Origin of the sequence: Pseudovibrio sp. M1P-2-3 (assembly GCF_031501865.1) — a bacterium.
Classification (GTDB): Bacteria; Pseudomonadota; Alphaproteobacteria; order Rhizobiales; family Stappiaceae; genus Pseudovibrio; species Pseudovibrio corallicola.
On the sequence record NZ_JARRCW010000001.1, the window covers coordinates 4,462,686 to 4,480,868 of the forward strand.

Below are 18,183 nucleotides of genomic sequence, written 5' to 3' on the forward strand. Positions count from 1 at the left end.
ATACAATCTCCTATCCGCTGTCTTTAGAGGATTTTCATTTGCCTGAAAATGTTCTCTCCAATTCAATCAACTTTTGCTTCCGCCATAAACCGCCTCCGTACCCCGTAAGTGTTCCATCAGCACCAATAACTCGGTGACACGGAATAACGATCGCAATTTGGTTTGCTCCATTTGCTCTTGCAACCGCTCGAACCGCATTTGCATTACCAATATCATGCGCTATTTGGCTGTAACTTTTTGTCTGCCCCGTAGGGATTTCTCGTAAAGCTCGCCAGACGTCCCGAGAAAAGGCACTGCCATGAAGAGTTAAAGGTGTTTTGAATTGATCGCTTCTTCCATCAAAAAACGCGTTAAGCTCACCCTCAATCGTCTTGATAGGTTCAAACCGGCCAATACCAATTTGTCCACCAGCTGCCTTTTTCAGCTTATTCAACTCCGTTGGCAAAGCTTTGCGATCTACAAACTCCAAGAGGTGTAATGAAGACTTATCACTAACAGCAATCATGGCACCAAGAGGTGTTTCAATCCAATCCGCCTTTAAGAGAGCGTCCTCTGTAAAGCTTCCAGGAGTTTCGCCCAAAAGCTTTGCAAAAGCTGTACGAAACGCATTGGGAGAAGAGAAGCCGGCGTCCACTTGAGCATCAATTACGCGCCCTCCTTCAGCCAAAGTTGTGAAACTCTCACGCAATCGAGAAATGCGCGCCATTTCCAAGAAAGTCATGCCATAGTGACGCTTAAAGCTGCGACGGACAGTAGAAGGATCAAACCCAAGGTGCTCAATATCACTCTCTCGCCAACGCCGCGAAGGTTGGTCTTCCAGTGCTCTCATCAGAGTTTTGATAGTGACATCTACTTCTGCGGCAGGAGTAAGCGGGCTACACCGTTTGCAAGGTCTAAAGCCTGCCTCCATACATTCAGCAACACACTCAAAAAACTTACAGTTTTCTTTTTTTGGCTTACGGGCAGGACAAGTTAGACGGCAAAAAATTCCTGTAGATTTCACCCCAACAAACACTCGTCCGTCAAAATCCGCATCACGGCGGAGAAGAGCTTCATACAGCCGATCATAATCTAGTAATTTGAACAACATGCATTTATTCTACAGGTCCAGTCCGCACTCTACAGCCCAAAAACGGGCACCTATTTAGTTTTCTCTCCCATTCTATCCACAAAATGACCTGCAAACGCTATCTAACGTTGCTCCCCGTCTCTGGATCGGATAAAGACAACCTTATTCGCGAGACTCATCGCCCAAAGCACCCGTAGCTCAGCTGGATAGAGCGCTGCCCTCCGAAGGCAGAGGCCACAGGTTCGAATCCTGTCGGGTGCACCATTTTTCTTAAATAATATCAATAAGTTGTAAAGTTGGAAATTTTCTGCCAATTACCAATGTACGCAGAACGACTTTTGTTCGCTGTTGTCTCACTGTGCACTAAAGTTCTGAGAAATTTATGTTGCAATATATCCCGCCTGCCACGTTTCCGACAAATAAAGTAAAGTGTAGATTACGAAGTATAATTCCACTAAATCAGTTATAAATAAGGTTGCTCTGTACAAACAGTGATTAAATACTATTTTTAGGCACACCTGTTATAGCCTACCTCCGAGAAAAATACTTATTTTCGGAAGTAGGTATTAAATCGTGAATGCAGCGCAACAAGACGCGCTCGAATATTGATGACAAATTCCGGCGAGGACTACCCACGCCTTTCGAGGTAGCTTGCTACTTGTCACCATCCTGCGGAATGAAGCCGATAAAAGGTAACTGTCGCCAAGCGTGTCCCATATCCATGCCATAGCCCACAACAAACTTGTCAGGACAATCAAAGCCCTTATAGTCTGCTTCAATATCCGCTTTTCTATACATAGGCTTATCCAGAAGGGCTGCCACTCGTACAGATTTTGCGCCACGCTCTTTAATCATATCTGCAGCAAAACGTAGTGTTCTTCCCGACTCCAGAATATCATCAACCAAAATCACATCCCGGTTTGAGACGTCGCTTGCAATATCTTTCAGTATCGTCACCGTTCCAGAAGACACAGTATTTGCTCCATAACTTGAAAGGTGCAAAAACTCGATTTCCGGCTCAACTCCCACTTCATGAAGAGCTCGGGCAAGGTCTGCTGCAAAAATAAAGCTTCCTTTAAGTACGGCTACGAATAGCAGGTCTTTCAACTCATCCTGCCTAATCTTGGTTGCAATAGCTTTAACACGCTCTGCGATCTCTTCTTGGCTGTAGAGAACGTGTATTTCCGGTGCTCCCGTCATCTTATATTGGTCGCTCTTATTCTTAAGGCGCTTGTAAAGCGCAGTATTTTTGTAAGGAGCTCAATAAGGTGGCATAACAACCACTAACTGAGCCGGGTGAAACAACTATTTAGCAGGCGAGGTGCATATTCATCACCCTACCAAGTTGGTGTAGCTAGCCTTTCTTTGTGAAGGCTCCATTTCCTTCAATCAAAACCTGAAGGAAATGAAAATGTAAATCAGTGTTCTTATATATCCTTGGACTCTAAAGGTCTTCTTTTTAGTTCTTCAATTAAAGCCTTTTTAGGTAGCCCACAGTTGTTATAGCTATACACTTTCCTTCTCAATACCTTCAGAGCTGCGCTCTTAAGGCACAAAAGGAACGAGGCCTTATAGCACTGTTTTTAGGGCTAAAAATTGGCTTTTAATGCACAAATGCCGTCTTTTTCATTATGGTTAATAGTTGCGCATATTTATGGTAATTTCCTATATGATCTACCTACTTGATCAATATGAACTAGAAAATAACAAATTTTACGTGACTTTATGCCAGCTCTTAATTACCCGATGAATTGCATAGGATTAGCCTGAAGGAGCTCTCAGTGATAAGATTTGAGAATGTTGGTCTGAGATATGGAATGGGTTCTGAAGTACTCAAGGACTTGACCTTCAATATCCAACCTCAGTCCTTTCAATTCCTTACGGGACCTTCTGGAGCCGGAAAAACCAGCCTGCTTCGCCTTTTATTTATGTCCTTAAAACCAACACGTGGTCTGATATCCGTTTTCGGAAGGGATTGTGCAACTATTCCCAAAGCACATATTCCAGCATTACGTCGAAGGATTGGAGTTGTATTCCAAGATTTTCGACTTCTTGACCACCTTACCACTTATGAAAACGTTGCTTTGCCCCATCGGGTTGTTGGGAAAATGGAACATGAATACCGTTCAGATGTGATTGAACTTCTAAAATGGGTAGGCCTTGGTGATAGAATGCATGTACTTCCCCCTGTTCTTTCGGGAGGGGAAAAACAAAGAGCAGCCATTGCAAGAGCCCTTATCACGCAACCTGAAGTTCTGCTGGCTGACGAGCCCACAGGGAACGTTGACCCTCCTTTAGCAAGGAGGCTTGTGCGCCTATTTATCGAATTGAATAGACTGGGTACTTCTGTTCTTATTGCAACACACGACTTACATCTGCTGGAGCAAGTAAACGCACGCCATTTGGTGCTTAGTGAAGGGCGGTTGACAATATATGACTAAGCTCAACTCTTCAGCTATGCGGACGCTCCCTCAAAGTAGAGGGCCAAAGAAAATCAAAGGCAGGCCAAACCGTAGTAAACGACAAGCCCTCCCAATCAAACGGAAGTCCAGTACTTCCAACACGTTGCGTAGTAAGAAAATAACCAGAAAGCGTGGTGGGCTGAAATCACAGAGTTCAACGCAAATAGTTCCCCCACAAGCAGTTGTTGGGCGCGCCTTAATTCTAGTTGTGGCTATCATGAGCTTTTTAGCTTGCTTAACCGTTGGCTTTGTAAGTTTAGTCCGTGACGCAGCCAATGATTGGAATAATGACCTTGTACGCGAAATCACTGTTCAGATACGCCCCACTGATGGGGTAAACATGCTTCAGGAGATAGATCGAACAATTGCACTTGTCCAAGAATTTCCCGGGGTTGGCCAAGCACGCGCCTACTCTGACAAGGAAACACAGCAGTTGCTGCAGCCTTGGTTAGGCACAGGTCTCGCGTTAGAGGAACTGCCTGTTCCTCGCTTGATTCTTGTCGAAATAGCCGATCCAAGTTCACTTAATATAATTGACATGAAAAAAACTGTCGAAAGAGATATTCGCGGAGCAAGTTTAGATGATCATCGAACATGGACACGGCAACTATCCGCAATGGCCAATACGGTGGTTTTTGGTGGGTTTGCCATTTTAATATTGGTACTCAGCTCAATGATCCTTTCAGTTATTTTCGCTACACGCGCAGCTATGGCGGGCAACAGGGATGTTGTAGAAGTCCTACATTTCGTCGGTGCTGAAAACAGTTTCATCGCTGGTCAATTTCAAAAACACTTCCTGTTTCTAGGATTAAAAGGCGGAGGTGCAGGTGGAGCCATTGCCATTTTGTGCTTTCTTCTTCTTCACCTCTTGAGCAGTGGTACAGTAGCATCTCAGGCTACCAGCCAAATGCAGGCTTTAGTTGGCTCAATCTCAATAGGCTCTATGGGTTACATGGGAATAATCTTCGTTGTATTACTCGTTGCCTTTCTTACAGCTCTAACTTCGAGATTGGCAGTACATTCCCATTTGGCAAACATGGAATAAGGTCACATCTTATTGGGTAACGACCAGCTATACGGTGCAATAATGAAAGACGATACAACTTTAAAGCCTCGGGAGAAGGAACCGTTAGATCAGCTAATGCCGACCGCAAATACGGATGAGTCTCATACAAAGTATCATGTACAGCCTAGTAAAAATAAACCCAAATTTATTAGAAATACAACGCTGGCAACTATATGCATCATGTTGGTTGGATTTTGCTTAGGCTTTTTTTGGTTCATCGAAACAACAAAGATAAATTTGGAACAACCTTTAGAACAAGCCGAAGGTATCGTTGTATTAACTGGTGGGAAGGAGAGAATCTCTCGCTCTCTTGAGCTATTGGCAAATAACAAGGCTGATCGTCTACTGATTTCCGGGGTGAACCCACACACTACTATTCAACAGATAATCAAGAATACCCCCCAATATGAAGGCCTATTCAAGTGCTGCATCGATATAGATAGAAAGGCTTTAAATACCATTGGCAATGCCAAGGAAACCGCTACCTGGGTTAAGCAGAAGCATATTTCTAACCTAATTGTCGTTACCAGTGCCTACCACATGCCAAGGGCCATATTTGAACTCCATAAACAAATGCCTTCCGTAGAGTTGATCCCTGCTCCAGTTTTTCATTCGGAGTTAAATTTACAGCAGTGGTATAAAAGCTATTCAACAACAAGGCTTCTATTTCGGGAATATGTGAAGTATATCCTCGTTAGAATAAGGGTTGAAGTAGGACGTATATATAAGCCCTATCATACAACTTAACTTTTAATTACCAAAGGAACTCTGAATATAGATGTTTCCTAGGGCTGGTGTGACTAGAACCTATGACAGCAATTAGATCACTTATTTTTAATTCCATATTTTATATCTGCACGCTTGTAATGATGCTTGCAGCACTCCCTCTTCTTATTCTTCCAAGAAAGTGGGGTATGTGGCTTCCTGGAGCCTGGGGACGCGTCAACCTATTCTGGTTAAGGTGGATTGCGGGCGTGAAGTCGGAGATTACCGGTTGGGAAAATATCCCCAAAGCAGGTTGCATTATAGCAATGAAGCATCAGTCCGCTTGGGAGACCTTCGCACTCTTACCCAAGCTGCATGACCCAACATTTATTTTGAAAAAAGAACTTCAGTATGTTCCTTTTTTCGGTTGGTTTACTATGAAGTTTAAGCAAATTCCGGTTGCACGAGGCAAACGTTCTGTTGCACTGGCCGCTATGATGGAAAAAGCGAAAGAAGCTATCGAAGAAGACCGGAACATTATCATTTACCCTGAAGGAACCAGAATGCCTGCGGGGGCCGAAACCAGATATAAAGTCGGTATAGCTCATATGTACGCTGAGCTTGGCTGTCCTGTAATTCCTGTTGCGGTGAACTCTGGTGTTTATTGGCCCAGACGACGTTTTTTTCGTTTTCCTGGAACGATTAAGGCGCAGATTTTAAAGCCAATCCATCCCGGGATGGAAATGGGTGCATTTTTACAAGAATTAGAAAGGCGCATTGAAACTACTTCAAGTGAGCTTTTTGAAGAGGCTGCTCAGGAAACTCCAGATAACATTATCATCAAAGAAGCGCGTGAAAGGCAACGTACCGCTAGCCGAGCGACTGCAAATTAATGCAGGACTAATACCTATCTAAAAGTCGCTCTAAATATTCCAGTTCCGTATTGGAGCGTTTTTGATTCGAAAGCCTGCGGCGCAACTCCTCTTGAATGCGCCGCGCACGCTGTACGTCTACCTCTTCAGGAATCTCTACTCTACTGCCGTACTCAGATCCTTCCATTCGCCGCATACGGCCAAGTGGATCACTATTAAATGCACTTTTGGGCGGAGCGCCTGGTCCCGAACCTGTCTTTAAAAGACGTTCGATCAACTGTTGAGCTCCCTGTTGCAAATCTTTAACTGCATCCCCTTGGTCTCCAACAGCTTGCCTTGTCTCCCCTACACCTAGCGCCTCCTCTGCATTGGCCATTGAATCTTCAGCATTATTCAAATTTTTATTGGGCTTCAATCCGTTGTTGGCTAACTCATCAAGCCACTTTTGTAGTTCATCCGATACTCCCCTCTGTTTATCTTTCAGCTCCTCAGTTCGTTCAGCGCTCTCCTGCCCTTCAAGATCATATTCGGATTTATTTTTTTGAGCGTATCTATGAGTTTCATCCATAAGCTGCTTCTGGTCTTCGATAATGTTTTCTAGCCCATTAAGAAGATCCATTGTTTGTTGCTGCTGCTGAGATAGTGAATGCGGTTGTTCCGTGGAAAGGTTTTCTAGGATTTCCTGCATTTGAGCTAAAAGTTCTCGTGCAGCTTCAAATGAACCAAGCTTAGTTAACTCCTCCATTCTTCGCATCATATCTTCAAAGTCCTGAGGCCTAACTTGTCGCGCATCTGGATCAAAAACTGACTGTTGTGTTTGCTGTGCATGCAGTTTCTGCTGTTCTTGCAAAGCCACCAAATATTCATTGAGTGCTTTGCGCAGCTCTTGCATAAGTTCTGTAATTTTCTGCTCTGAAGCTCCAGCTTCCAACGCCTCTCGCAAAGCTTCCTGTGCCTGCCGTAAAGCCTGCTCCGCATTTGATAAACCCGCACCTTCAATGATAAGTGCTACAGTCCAAAGCATATCCAACAGTGGCACCAGCTCCTCATCGCTATGTGCTGCCGTCAGTTTTTGGTAAGCAAAACGTAGAGAAAGGTATGGGCCTGCCTCCTTTATGAAAAACTCAGGAGCAAGGAGTAGGCTATCTATCGCATCAATAACCTGCACATGTCGGCTTGCATCCATGGCAAGAGTTCGTCTCTGCTCGATAATCGAACGAGCGAGAGGCTTGTTAAAGTTCTTTTGAGGGAGCCGAAAGTGAACAATTTGAGATTTCCCTTCTTGCCCTGCATCATCTTCTACAACCAGAGAAATACCAACATCCGCCCCAGCCCACGGGTGAGTTGTTAAATCCTTGTAAACCTCTGACACACCAGAGTTGATATTTTGATTTGGTACTGAAAGCGAAAAGGAAGGTGCTTTTACGAGGGGGCGCCTCTCTTTTTCTTCATTATCTTGTGATTTGGGCACTTCAAACTGCGCTACTCCGGACACCACACGGTGATCATCTTCTACAAAATATGTGAACTTTGTACTGCCAGACAATTGCCTTTGAGGATCTTCAATAAACTTTACACGTGGTGGTAAGTCGGATTTCACCGTGAAGCTCCAAGAGTAGAGCTTGTTTTTGGGACTCTCCAGCTGCAACATACCACTTTCAAGAAGTCGAAAGTTCCAATCCCGCTGCTTTACGTTACTACTTTGTATTCGAGCCGATCTCACTTCGCCTGCGATAATTTTTCTAGCCCCATTAATACTCTGAAAAATAGTCGTTATTTCTCGTTTCCCTTGTGAACGAATAAGAACTTCACTCCCCTGTGGTACTACAATATGAGTACCTTCAACTCTCAATTTTCCAAGGTCTCCACTCAGAAAAATAGGCGCTTCTTGAGTATAGGCTGGCGGCGTTACCCAAGCATCAACGCGCGTAGGTACTTCATCTCGTCCCAAAGTTGTATAAAATGGGGATACTAAAGCATTCTTTAGGTCCTCACTGCCTCCTCCCAATCCTACAACCAAAAGAAGAACAGCAAACACACGAAATCCATAGGGGTCTTTTACAAATGATCGCGCATTGGGGTAGCCAGTTTTTAAGCCATGTAATTTTTCAAGGATGCGCTCGCGGTGAGCCTTCCACAAGATTTTCCCGCGTTTATCTCTCCTCTCTTCTCCGACAACATCTTCTAATGCTTGTAAAGGATTGTGGGAGAGAAAATTCCTTTCTTCAATACGCTTCAAAGCTTCTATTTTGCTAGGAATGCGTACCGCTAGCAAATCTCTACAAAAAAATAGGAATGCAGTCAGCATTCCTATCATTAGTATCACTGTGAGAGCAGAAGGTAGCCATAACCACACCCCAAGCAAGCTAACCCCACAATATATGATGATGAGTATTAACGGCCAAAGGGCTGCACGTGACAAGTGCTCCCAGAAAAGAACTAGGCGTGCTCGCAAAGTAAGCCGTTCAAATCGATACCCGAGGAAATGACCTGACGGAGCAACTTGAATGCTGTTGTCTGACCTCTTTTTCGAGGCTCTAGACGTTTGTGCTTCACTCTTCACTGAAGCCTCACCTTTTGCCATGTATTATGGGAAAAGTTTAGGCTTCAGCAAATATCCTGACAATCCGCAGAACGGTATGGGCTAGGTCTATTAGCCTTACTGATTTAATAACCAATTAGGAACTTCATCTTGGCCAATTAGGTCTTGATAGGACCCACGGGGCCGGATAATGGCAAACTGGTCACCATCTACTAGGACCTCCGGTATAAGCAAGCGGGTATTATAAGTTGAGGAAAGTGTTGCACCATAAGCGCCAGCGGAATGCACAGCTATCAAATCTCCCTCCTCAAACTTTGGTAAGAGTCTATCTTTAGCGAGATAATCGCCTGTTTCACAAACAGGACCAACGACATCAGCCACAAATTGCGGACCGTTTTCCCGATCTTCACTGACCGCATCAACCTCATGATGGGCCTCATAAAGTGTAGGACGTATCAAGTCATTCATCGCAGCATCAACAATAACAAAACTCTTCGCTTCACCCTGTTTGATATAGACTGCTTCAGTTACAAGAATACCCGCATTTCCGGAAATCATACGTCCCGGTTCAAAAATTACTTTACATCCAAGTGTTTCGACATGTTTACGCACAACTTCCGCATAAGCCAGAGGTTCGGGAACATCTGCACCTTTTTCATAGGGAATCCCAAGACCGCCACCCACATCTACATGCTGGATATCATGACCGTCCTCTTTAAGGAGCTTCACTAACTCTCCAATTCGAGAGAAAGCACTATCAAATGGCTCTAAGGATGTAATTTGAGATCCAATATGCATATCAATGCCCACAACCTTTAGGCCCTCCAAGGAGGCCGCTTTAGCATAAATTTCTCGGGCTTTTTGCCAAGGAATCCCAAACTTATTCTCGGCTTTACCTGTGGAGATTTTGGCATGGGTTTTCGCGTCAACATCAGGGTTGATTCTCAACGAAACGTGGGCAGTTACTCCCATTTCACGGGCAACGCGAGAAAGGCGCTCCAGTTCTGGCTCAGATTCTACATTGAAGCATAAAATACCGACCTTCAGCGCGAATTGCATTTCCTTGCGCTTCTTTGCAACGCCAGAAAATACGATCTTGTTCGCAGGGACGCCCGCGCTTAAAGCCCGCCTCAATTCCCCTTCTGATACAACATCCATGCCAGCACCAGAATTAGCCATAAGTGTCAGGACAGCCTGATTGGAGTTGGACTTGACTGCATAGCAAACTAAATGTTCTATTCCGCTAAAAGCTTGTTCAAAAACTTTGTAATGACGCTCTAATGTAGCGCGGGAATAACAATAGAATGGGGTTTCGACAGTCTCCGCCAATTTTTTGATGGAGATATCTTCCGCATGCAAAACGCCATGTTTATAGTCGAAGTGATGCACTGTCGCTTCCTTTTAGTTTGATAGAATTTCAACAAGAGGGATTGGAGCTTTAGATCAGTGGATCAAGAATAAAGCTCTTGCCTTCAACCGTACTCAAAGGCTTTGCCCCTTCCAGCTGAGTTTCCTGACCTTCTTGCTGAACAGTCTGACCTGGAACGACAGGATCCAGATTTCCCTTGCGGCCGCAAGAAGACAATATAAACGCTGCCGAGATTACCAGAAGTCCGGCCATCAGCTTTTTGGAAGAACGTGCAAACACTTTCATTGTTCCATCGTCAGTTTCTTGCGGGGACACAGATCCCGATTAACCTTTGTTAGTTGCCTTATTTCTCGTAAGAATAAGGCAACTTTGATTTTCTGCACTGTATTTACCTTATTCGCAAGGCCAGTGTTATCATATATCTAAATATCAGAGCGCCTCAGCCTCTAGTTTTTCCAACCAACGTTGGGCTTGTTCCCGCACATTGTCTGGACTAGTTCCCCCATAACTCACTCGGCTCTTAACTGAATTACTGACAGAAAGAACATTGTAGACATCATCTGTGATTCGCGATTCAACACTTTTCATTTCTTCAAGCGTCAACTGTTCCAACTCAATGTTCTTTTCCACTGCCTTCCCAACAAGAGAGCCTGTAATATGATGGGCATCGCGGAAAGGAACATTAAGAACACGTACACACCAATCGGCTAGATCAGTCGCAGTTGAGTACCCAGACCCTGCAGCTTTCATCAATTCATCTGAATTAGGTTCAAGGTCGTCAATCATTCCAGTCATTGCTGCCAAAGCCAGAGAAAGATTAGGTAAAGCATCAAAAGCTTGCTCTTTATCTTCCTGCATATCCTTTGAGTAGGCTAACGGAAGACCTTTCATCATTACCAGTAGAGCATTGAGTGCACCGTAAATCCGGCCTGTTTTAGCTCTGACTAACTCTGCTGCATCAGGGTTTTTCTTCTGCGGCATAATAGAGGAGCCGGTTGAAAATTTATCGGAGAGCTTGATGAAGTTGAACTGGGCAGAACACCAGATTACGATCTCCTCCGCAAGACGAGACAGATGCATGGCGCAAATCGAAGCATCAGCCAAAGCCTCAAGCACAAAATCACGGTCAGACACACCATCAAGAGAGTTGGCAGCAGGTCGGTCAAAGCCAAGGGCTAACGCGGTCATCTCTCGATCTATGGGAAAAGATGTTCCTGCAAGAGCAGCGCTTCCAAGAGGGCTTTCATTCATACGAACACGAGCATCACGAACTCGTGATCGATCACGAGCAAACATTTCGACATAGGCCATCAAATGGTGACCGAAAGTAACTGGCTGAGCAGTTTGCAGGTGCGTAAAGCCCGGCATTACATCGCCAGCATGTGCTTCCGCTTTTGTTGCCAGAGCTTTCAGAAGTTCCGTCAACTGCTCATCCAGCCCATCAAGAGTATCGCGAACCCACAACCGGAAATCGGTCGCTACCTGATCATTTCTAGACCGAGCAGTATGTAGACGCCCAGCCACAGGTCCAATCAACTCCGCCAATCGCGCTTCGATATTCATGTGAATATCTTCTAAAGCACGAGAGAAAACAAATGTGCCTGCTTCAATTTCTGCCAGAATGGTCTCTAGACCTTCAACAATTTTTTCGGCATCTTCTGACGAAACGATTCCTTGTTTTGCCAACATTCGGACATGAGCTTTTGAGCCGAGAATATCTTGTTTATACAATTTCCGATCAAAATCGATAGAGGCATTGATTTCCTCCATGATTGCATCAGGACCCTCTGCAAATCGGCCACCCCACATGCGGTTGCTCATGTCTTGCCCTCGTACTATTGGAATAAACTATGAAGAAGTCGATCACTAACGGAAACTTGAAACTTCGCAAAGCAATTTTTGCCAGTTTTTTCGTAATAATTGCATCTGGAGCCGGTTATTTCGCCTATTTGACGACAGATACGGAAACTTCTCTGGCAAAACAGTGTACAACTTCCAAAGCTGCGGCGAACGCAGTCCGGACAACTCTAATAGGGGAAGTAGCCGGTTTTCTCCCAACTCAAAATGCGACATCACTTGCTGATATTGCCTTTAAGAGGCCAAACGGGGAACAACAAACTATAGCAGCAGGCAATTCAACCCGTCTGCTAAATTTGTGGGCAACCTGGTGTGCGCCTTGCAGAAAAGAAATGCCTGATCTTGATCGCCTACAAGAACAGTTAGGTAGTAAGAACTTCGAAGTTCTCGCTATTAACGTTGACCGGGGCCAAGACAACCCAAAACCAAAGCAGTTTCTGCGAGATATAGGCGTTCAGAAACTCACGTACTACAGTGATCACACCATGAAGGTATATCAGGACCTCAGACAGATAGGGCGAGCACCTGGCCTTCCTACTACTGTTCTAATTGGAAATGATGGTTGCGAAATTGGCTCAATGTTTGGCCCAGCAGATTGGGATTCTCCAGAAGCCAAGACATTGATTGAAACCGCTATCAGAGCCCAACAAGGCACATAGGTAATTTCTGTGTTTTCCTGTTAACGCAATGAATAGTAAGGCAAAAAAGCTAGTTCGCTTTTTTGCCCCGCAAGCGGATGAGCCCCTCCTGCGCTGTTGAGGCAACTAGTGTTCCATCACGGGTGTAAAGGCTCCCTCTTGTGAACCCTCTTGCTCCGCTAGTTACAGGGCTATCTTGCGTATAAAGCAGCCACTCATCAGCCTTAAAACTGCGGTGAAACCACATAGAATGATCGAGACTAGCTACTTGCAGGTCAGGGTTATAGAACTGGCGGCCATGGCTGAACAAAGAAGTATCGAGCAACGTCATATCGGACGCATAAGCTAAAACACTTTGATGGATATGCGGATCTTCTGGCAATGCAGATGCAGCCTTGACCCAAACATTTTGATAGGGAGGTAGTTTGTCGCGTGTAAGGAAATGTCTGGTATCTACCGGCCTAAGCTCCAACGGGCGTTCTTTTTTCCAAAAAAGCCTCAGAACATCAGGAACGTCGTTTAGATGTTTCTCTTTAAATTCCGATTCTGACATTAAGTCTTCTGGCATCGGAATATCTGGCATCTCTATTTGGTGGGACATTCCCTCCTCTACAATTTGATAGGATGCAGACATGGAGAATATCGCCTTCTCCTTCTGAATGGCGACAACACGCCGCGTATTAAAACTCCCACCATCACGAATCCGTTCTACTTCGTAATGTATCGGAACAGTTGCATCACCCAAACGCATAAAATATCCATGTAAGGAATGTATCCGCCTATCCTTGGCGACAGTTTGTGTTGCTGCCATTAATGCTTGCGCAATAACTTGACCACCAAAAACCCGCTGCCACATGGCTTGTGGACTACGCCCACGAAACAGGTTTTCCTCAAGCTTCTCGAGACTTAGAATATCTAAAAGGCTATCTACAGCATTCGACATTGGAGACAAATCCGGTTTTTTGATGATATAGGTCGTCTGGCGTGTAAATCAGGGTTACCTACAACAGTCAACGGGCCTTTTGAATAGGCATGAGTTACGGGACAAAAGAGAATGAATGCAACTGGGCTAGTCGATCGACAAAAATTTTATGATGTTGCGATCGGCGGAGGAGGTTATGTAGGCCTGTCTTTAGCTCTTGCACTCAAGCAGTCTGAACCATCACTGGAAGTAGCTCTTGTTGACTTACGACCACGTTCGGCCATTGAAAAAGATCCACGTGCATCTGCAATTGCTGCAGGAGCAAGCAGAATGTTGGACCAACTGGGCATCTGGGATGATTTAATCGAGTATGCTCAACCTATAAATGAAATGATCGTTACCGACAGTAAACTGCATGATAGCGTTCGCCCGGTATTCCTGAACTTTGCAGGAGAAGTGGAAGAGGGAGAACCATTCGCCCATATGGTCCCCAACGGTAAAATGGTTGCAGCACTCTATGACAAAGCTGAAAATGCAGGAGTTGACATTTTCTCTCCCGATAGTGTCGCCGATTTCTCCATTGAAGCAAGCTGCGCCAGAATTGAGCTCGGGTCTGGAAACACTTTAGAAGCGCGCCTTCTGGTTGCTGCCGATGGTGTACAGTCTAAACTCAGGGCCTTGGCAGGTATCCATTGCAACCACTGGAACTACAACCAGTCCGGTATCGTGACCACTGTCGCACATGAACGTCCTCACAACGGCCGGGCAGAGGAGCACTTTCTCCCCTCAGGGCCTTTTGCAATGTTACCTCTCACAGGCAACCGCTCGTCCATAGTTTGGAGTGAAAAAACCACCGAGGCAGAAAGACTTGTGAACGGAGATGACTTCACGTTCGAAATTGAACTAGAACGTCGCTTTGGTCACCACCTTGGAAAAATTCATATAGATGGCCCAAGAAAAGCATTCCCTTTAAGCCTTACACTGGCACGAACGTTTATCAGTAACCGCTTCGCTCTAGCTGGAGATGCTGCACATGGCATTCACCCTATTGCAGGTCAGGGTTTAAACTTTGGATTTAAAGACGTTGCTGCCTTAAGTGAGGTTCTGGTAGACACCCACAGGTTGGGCCTTGATATCGGCGCTGAGCATATTTTGGAAAGGTATCAACGCTGGCGGCGTTTTGATACCTATCAGATGGGTGTGACAACAGACGTTCTAAATCGCTTATTTTCCAATGATATTGGACCTGTTCGGGCTCTTCGTGACTTTGGACTAAGCCTCGTGGAGCGCATGCCACAGTTGAAACAGCACTTTATTGGCGAAGCAGCCGCAATGAGCGGACCTTCTCCAAAGCTTCTAATGGGACACCCGCTCTAAATTGAAGCTCAAGAAAGTATAGGTTTACTCATGCAGGCAACCAAGGCTGACCGTTCTATTCTTATAACAGGGTGTTCCAGTGGTATTGGCCTTCATGCCGCTCACATATTGAAAAAACTCAACTGGCAAGTCTTTCCCACTTGTCGGAACTCTAAGGATGTTGACCGGTTACGAGAAGACGGTTTTGAAGCATATAAACTAGATTATCAGAACAGCAATTCCATCAAGAACGCTCTATCGCATATTCTATCTAAAGCAGATGGACGGTTGGACGCTCTTTTTAATAACGGTGCCTATGGCCTACCTGGAGCTATAGAAGATTTACCAGTTCATGCGCTACGAGAGCAGTTCGAAGCAAACTTCTTTGGATGGCACGATCTGACGACTCAGGTAATTCCTGTAATGAGGCAACAAAAATATGGGCGCATTGTACAGTGCTCTTCAGTGCTCGGTCTTGTAGCAATGAAATATCGAGGGGCTTACAATGCCTCTAAATTTGCTCTTGAGGGATATACAGACACGCTTCGCCTTGAACTCGCAGGATCAGGAATCCAAGTCTCTCTGATTGAGCCCGGTCCAATTAGGACCCAATTTACCCAAAACGCTATAGCGGCTTTCTATCGGGATGTTGGCGAAGAACGCATGAAAGCTTCTCACTTCGCGCAAATTTATGACAAGCGCCTCAAACACATGTCTAAAGGCGGAGCTAGTCGCTTTAAACTGGAGCCAGACGCGGTTGTTCAAAAACTAATTCATGCTCTTGAAGCCAATAAAGCGCGCCCAAGGTATTATGTCACGGTTCCAACGAGCCTTATGGGAACTTTGCGGCGGGTATTGCCTTATGCTGTTCTGGACAGAGTACTGCTCAAAGCATCGGACTCTGAAGAATAGCAAGAGGAAAGGAGAGCTTTGTGCTCTTAAGCGAACACCACAAGAAGAAATTGAAAAATAGGACTGTCTGGAGCAGGCTCTTTGGCTGGGCATTACTGTGTTACGCAATAGCCAGCTTTGGCGGTATTGTTACGGCTCCAGCAATTCCAACGTGGTATGCTCAATTAACAAAGCCTTTCTTCTCTCCTCCTGACTGGGTGTTTGCACCTGTTTGGACCGTTCTATACACCATGATGGCATTCTCTGTCTGGTTAGCTCAAGAATTCGAACAGCCGCAGCAAAGTAATTCAGCAAATGCGCCCTCAAAGTTTTCTGCTCAATTCCTTTTCTTAATACAGCTAGCCCTAAATGGTGTGTGGTCGTGGGTCTTTTTCAAATTACAAGCTCCCCTTCCAGCTCTTGGCGTACTCATCTCCATTATCTTTTTTGTTGTGTGTACCCTCATCGTTTTTCGAGCAAGACAACCAATTGCCGCGTGGTTTTTACTCCCCTATCTTTTCTGGTTGTTTTTCGCAGCCACCTTGAATGCTGCAATTGTCTATCTAAACTAAGCCTTCAGAGAATCTATCTAATCAGGAGTTTTCTATGAGCGGAGTCCTCTCCACCCTAATTCCAGTAGCTCTGCTGGCGCTCGCCCTCGTGCTTGCTCTAGGACTTTGGAATATGATGCGTGGCGGAAGTACAGACCGCTCCCAAAAGCTCATGCGCTGGCGAATCCTAATTCAGTTCGTTGTAATTTTGCTTGTAATGGCTAGCGTTTACCTAGCTAGCACCAACAATTAGCCTCTAAAGGTGAATTTCAATGGTTATCTTAAATAAGATTTACACGCGCACCGGGGATGATGGCACAACAGCTTTAGGAAGTGGCGAGCGGCGTGTGAAACACGACCTTCGTATTGATGCCTATGGAACTGTTGATGAAGTCAACTCCATTATTGGGATTGTTCGTCTTCATGCCAAAACAGAGCTCCCCGCCTTTGAACAACGTTTGGCCTTGCTTCAGCATGACCTGTTTGATTTGGGTGCCGATTTGGCAACGCCGGAAAGTGGTGAAGACTTGGGATACGAGCCTTTACGCATAACAAAAAAACAGGTTGAATCCTTAGAAGAGCTAATCGATGAAATGAATGCAGACCTTTCCACCCTACGCTCTTTCGTTTTACCAGGCGGGACCCCACTAGCAGTACATTTGCACCATGCCAGAACTGTTACACGGCGTGCTGAGAGGGTCGTTAGTGCCCTTAAAGAACAGGAATCAATTAATCATCAAGCCTTGCTTTATCTAAATCGTCTATCAGACCTACTGTTTGTTGCATCACGGTATGCCAATGACAAAGGGGAAAGTGATGTCTTATGGGTGGCAGGTCACAATAGATAATAACTCCGTTTCTAAATTTTTGTTTGAAAACCTGTCACCAAGGGTTGAAATCGCGTCATATGCCCGCATGTATCGCAACAGGAATTATACATTGGTTGAACTGCAGCCATAATTTACAATGTACCTGCGTTGACAGTTTATAGGCAGCTAGCTACGGTCACCCGCAAATTGCTTCGCATAAAAGATCTCTCATAGTCGTTGCTCAATGTGCAGTCGACCTGAGGTGGCTAGGCAGTAAAACTGTTCCAGCTTTTTCATTTGGAGGTTTTGTTAGAATGAAAATAATCGTACCCGTAAAAAGGGTCGTTGACTATAACGTAAAAGTCCGCGTCAAATCCGATGGTTCTGGCGTCGAACTTGCTAACGTAAAAATGTCCATGAACCCGTTTGATGAAATCGCGGTAGAAGAAGCTCTGCGCTTGAAAGAGGCCGGAAAAGCGACTGAAATCATCGTTGTATCCGTTGGCCCTCAGCAAGCTACAGAAACAATCCGTACTGGCCTTGCAATGGGCGCTGACCGCGGCATTCTCGTTAAATCAGATGAAACCGCTGAGCCTCTGGCAGTTGCCAAGATTCTCAAAGGTATTGTTGAAGCCGAAGAACCTGGCTTGGTTATTCTTGGTAAACAGGCGATTGATGATGACTGTAACCAAACAGGTCAGATGCTCGCAGCCCTCCTCGACTGGTCTCAAGGTACTTTCGCTTCCAAGGTAAGCTTGGAAGATGAAACAGTTGACGTGACTCGCGAAATCGACGGTGGTCTACAGACCGTAAAGCTGAAGCTACCAGCAATTGTGACTACCGATCTCCGTCTTAATGAGCCTCGCTACGCATCTTTGCCGAACATCATGAAAGCAAAGAAGAAGCCGATCGACGAAAAAACACCTGCAGATTTTGGTGTTGATTTGGCTCCGCGCCTCAAGGTTCTTAAAACCGCTGAACCTGCTAGCCGTCAGGCTGGTGTAAAAGTTGCCTCCGTTGCTGAGCTTGTTGACAAGCTTAAAAACGAAGCAAGTGTCCTTTAAAGCCAGACAA

Annotated in this window: 18 protein-coding genes and 1 tRNA gene; 12 read left to right on the forward strand and 7 right to left on the reverse strand. The window is 45.3% G+C overall.

The window, feature by feature from the left end; genetic code table 11:
• Window positions 1-34 precede the first annotated feature (34 nt).
• Window positions 35-1,090, reverse strand: coding sequence for a bifunctional transcriptional activator/DNA repair enzyme AdaA (locus P6574_RS19685; RefSeq protein WP_310621902.1), 1,056 nt, complete (start codon window positions 1,088-1,090; stop codon window positions 35-37).
• Between the two features lie 166 nt (window positions 1,091-1,256).
• On the opposite strand from P6574_RS19685, the gene P6574_RS19690 reads away from it, so the two are divergent.
• Window positions 1,257-1,333: transfer RNA gene (locus P6574_RS19690), tRNA-Arg, on the forward strand.
• A gap of 390 nt (window positions 1,334-1,723) precedes the next feature.
• Here P6574_RS19690 and hpt read toward each other — a convergent pair.
• Window positions 1,724-2,269 (reverse strand): hypoxanthine phosphoribosyltransferase, encoded by a 546-nt coding sequence (hpt, locus tag P6574_RS19695; protein WP_310621903.1) that lies wholly within the window; start codon window positions 2,267-2,269, stop codon window positions 1,724-1,726.
• A gap of 581 nt (window positions 2,270-2,850) precedes the next feature.
• Between hpt and ftsE the strand changes: the two genes are divergently transcribed.
• The 4 genes from ftsE (at window position 2,851) to P6574_RS19715 (ending at window position 6,195) form a co-directional block, all read left to right on the forward strand.
• Window positions 2,851-3,510, forward strand: a complete 660-nt coding sequence (gene ftsE / locus P6574_RS19700; protein ID WP_310621904.1) for a cell division ATP-binding protein FtsE — start codon at window positions 2,851-2,853, stop codon at window positions 3,508-3,510.
• 124 nt (window positions 3,511-3,634) lie between these two features.
• The gene (locus P6574_RS19705; RefSeq protein ID WP_310621905.1) at window positions 3,635-4,576 is read left to right on the forward strand and encodes a cell division protein FtsX; all 942 of its coding nucleotides are present in this window, start codon (window positions 3,635-3,637) and stop codon (window positions 4,574-4,576) included.
• A gap of 42 nt (window positions 4,577-4,618) precedes the next feature.
• A complete protein-coding gene (locus P6574_RS19710; protein ID WP_310621906.1) occupies window positions 4,619-5,344 on the forward strand; it encodes a YdcF family protein in 726 nt (241 codons plus the stop codon).
• Between the two features lie 62 nt (window positions 5,345-5,406).
• The gene (locus P6574_RS19715) at window positions 5,407-6,195 is read left to right on the forward strand and encodes a lysophospholipid acyltransferase family protein (RefSeq protein WP_310621907.1); all 789 of its coding nucleotides are present in this window, start codon (window positions 5,407-5,409) and stop codon (window positions 6,193-6,195) included.
• A gap of 7 nt (window positions 6,196-6,202) precedes the next feature.
• Here the strand turns inward: P6574_RS19715 and P6574_RS19720 are convergent, their stop codons facing one another.
• The 4 genes from P6574_RS19720 to argH form a co-directional block, all read right to left on the reverse strand.
• Entirely contained in the window at window positions 6,203-8,758 is a 2,556-nt protein-coding gene (locus P6574_RS19720; RefSeq protein WP_310621908.1) for a TIGR02302 family protein, read from the reverse strand.
• 75 nt (window positions 8,759-8,833) lie between these two features.
• On the reverse strand, window positions 8,834-10,105 hold the full coding sequence (lysA, locus tag P6574_RS19725; protein WP_310621909.1) for a diaminopimelate decarboxylase: 1,272 nt from the start codon (window positions 10,103-10,105) through the stop codon (window positions 8,834-8,836).
• A gap of 49 nt (window positions 10,106-10,154) precedes the next feature.
• Entirely contained in the window at window positions 10,155-10,400 is a 246-nt protein-coding gene (locus tag P6574_RS19730) for a lipoprotein (protein WP_310621910.1), read from the reverse strand.
• A 114-nt stretch (window positions 10,401-10,514) separates the two neighbouring features.
• Window positions 10,515-11,906, reverse strand: coding sequence for an argininosuccinate lyase (argH, locus tag P6574_RS19735; protein WP_310621911.1), 1,392 nt, complete (start codon window positions 11,904-11,906; stop codon window positions 10,515-10,517).
• 29 nt (window positions 11,907-11,935) lie between these two features.
• Between argH and tlpA the strand changes: the two genes are divergently transcribed.
• On the forward strand, window positions 11,936-12,601 hold the full coding sequence (gene tlpA / locus P6574_RS19740; RefSeq protein ID WP_310621912.1) for a thiol:disulfide interchange protein TlpA: 666 nt from the start codon (window positions 11,936-11,938) through the stop codon (window positions 12,599-12,601).
• A 49-nt stretch (window positions 12,602-12,650) separates the two neighbouring features.
• Here tlpA and tesB read toward each other — a convergent pair whose 3' ends face one another.
• Window positions 12,651-13,523 carry an acyl-CoA thioesterase II gene (gene tesB, locus P6574_RS19745; RefSeq protein ID WP_310621913.1) on the reverse strand — a complete coding sequence of 291 codons (873 nt, stop codon included), beginning with the start codon at window positions 13,521-13,523 and terminating at the stop codon, window positions 12,651-12,653.
• A gap of 111 nt (window positions 13,524-13,634) precedes the next feature.
• Between tesB and P6574_RS19750 the strand changes: the two genes are divergently transcribed.
• The 6 genes from P6574_RS19750 (at window position 13,635) to P6574_RS19775 (ending at window position 18,173) form a co-directional block, all read left to right on the forward strand.
• The gene (locus tag P6574_RS19750) at window positions 13,635-14,879 is read left to right on the forward strand and encodes a ubiquinone biosynthesis hydroxylase (protein WP_310621914.1); all 1,245 of its coding nucleotides are present in this window, start codon (window positions 13,635-13,637) and stop codon (window positions 14,877-14,879) included.
• A 30-nt stretch (window positions 14,880-14,909) separates the two neighbouring features.
• On the forward strand, window positions 14,910-15,770 hold the full coding sequence (locus tag P6574_RS19755; protein WP_310621915.1) for an SDR family oxidoreductase: 861 nt from the start codon (window positions 14,910-14,912) through the stop codon (window positions 15,768-15,770).
• A 20-nt stretch (window positions 15,771-15,790) separates the two neighbouring features.
• The gene (locus P6574_RS19760) at window positions 15,791-16,321 is read left to right on the forward strand and encodes a TspO/MBR family protein (protein WP_310621916.1); all 531 of its coding nucleotides are present in this window, start codon (window positions 15,791-15,793) and stop codon (window positions 16,319-16,321) included.
• 34 nt (window positions 16,322-16,355) lie between these two features.
• A complete protein-coding gene (locus P6574_RS19765; RefSeq protein WP_310621917.1) occupies window positions 16,356-16,553 on the forward strand; it encodes a twin transmembrane helix small protein in 198 nt (65 codons plus the stop codon).
• A 19-nt stretch (window positions 16,554-16,572) separates the two neighbouring features.
• Complete coding sequence (locus P6574_RS19770; RefSeq protein ID WP_310621918.1) at window positions 16,573-17,148, forward strand: cob(I)yrinic acid a,c-diamide adenosyltransferase; 576 nt, start codon at window positions 16,573-16,575, stop codon at window positions 17,146-17,148.
• Between the two features lie 275 nt (window positions 17,149-17,423).
• On the forward strand, window positions 17,424-18,173 hold the full coding sequence (locus tag P6574_RS19775; RefSeq protein ID WP_310621919.1) for an electron transfer flavoprotein subunit beta/FixA family protein: 750 nt from the start codon (window positions 17,424-17,426) through the stop codon (window positions 18,171-18,173).
• Window positions 18,174-18,183 lie beyond the last annotated feature (10 nt).

Excerpts from the sequence above, each read along its gene's own strand:
- tesB (WP_310621913.1), bottom strand. The coding sequence starts at position 13,523 with ATGTCGAATGCTGTAGATAGCCTTTTAGATATTCTAAGTCTCGAGAAG.
- P6574_RS19765 (WP_310621917.1), top strand. The coding sequence starts at position 16,356 with ATGAGCGGAGTCCTCTCCACCCTAATTCCAGTAGCTCTGCTGGCGCTC.
- P6574_RS19685 (WP_310621902.1), bottom strand. The coding sequence starts at position 1,090 with ATGTTGTTCAAATTACTAGATTATGATCGGCTGTATGAAGCTCTTCTC.
- P6574_RS19710 (WP_310621906.1), top strand. The coding sequence starts at position 4,619 with ATGAAAGACGATACAACTTTAAAGCCTCGGGAGAAGGAACCGTTAGAT.
- P6574_RS19775 (WP_310621919.1), top strand. The coding sequence starts at position 17,424 with ATGAAAATAATCGTACCCGTAAAAAGGGTCGTTGACTATAACGTAAAA.
- hpt (WP_310621903.1), bottom strand. The coding sequence starts at position 2,269 with ATGACGGGAGCACCGGAAATACACGTTCTCTACAGCCAAGAAGAGATC.
- tlpA (WP_310621912.1), top strand. The coding sequence starts at position 11,936 with ATGAAGAAGTCGATCACTAACGGAAACTTGAAACTTCGCAAAGCAATT.
- argH (WP_310621911.1), bottom strand. The coding sequence starts at position 11,906 with ATGAGCAACCGCATGTGGGGTGGCCGATTTGCAGAGGGTCCTGATGCA.
- P6574_RS19750 (WP_310621914.1), top strand. The coding sequence starts at position 13,635 with ATGAATGCAACTGGGCTAGTCGATCGACAAAAATTTTATGATGTTGCG.
- P6574_RS19755 (WP_310621915.1), top strand. The coding sequence starts at position 14,910 with ATGCAGGCAACCAAGGCTGACCGTTCTATTCTTATAACAGGGTGTTCC.
- P6574_RS19715 (WP_310621907.1), top strand. The coding sequence starts at position 5,407 with ATGACAGCAATTAGATCACTTATTTTTAATTCCATATTTTATATCTGC.
- P6574_RS19770 (WP_310621918.1), top strand. The coding sequence starts at position 16,573 with ATGGTTATCTTAAATAAGATTTACACGCGCACCGGGGATGATGGCACA.
- P6574_RS19720 (WP_310621908.1), bottom strand. The coding sequence starts at position 8,758 with ATGGCAAAAGGTGAGGCTTCAGTGAAGAGTGAAGCACAAACGTCTAGA.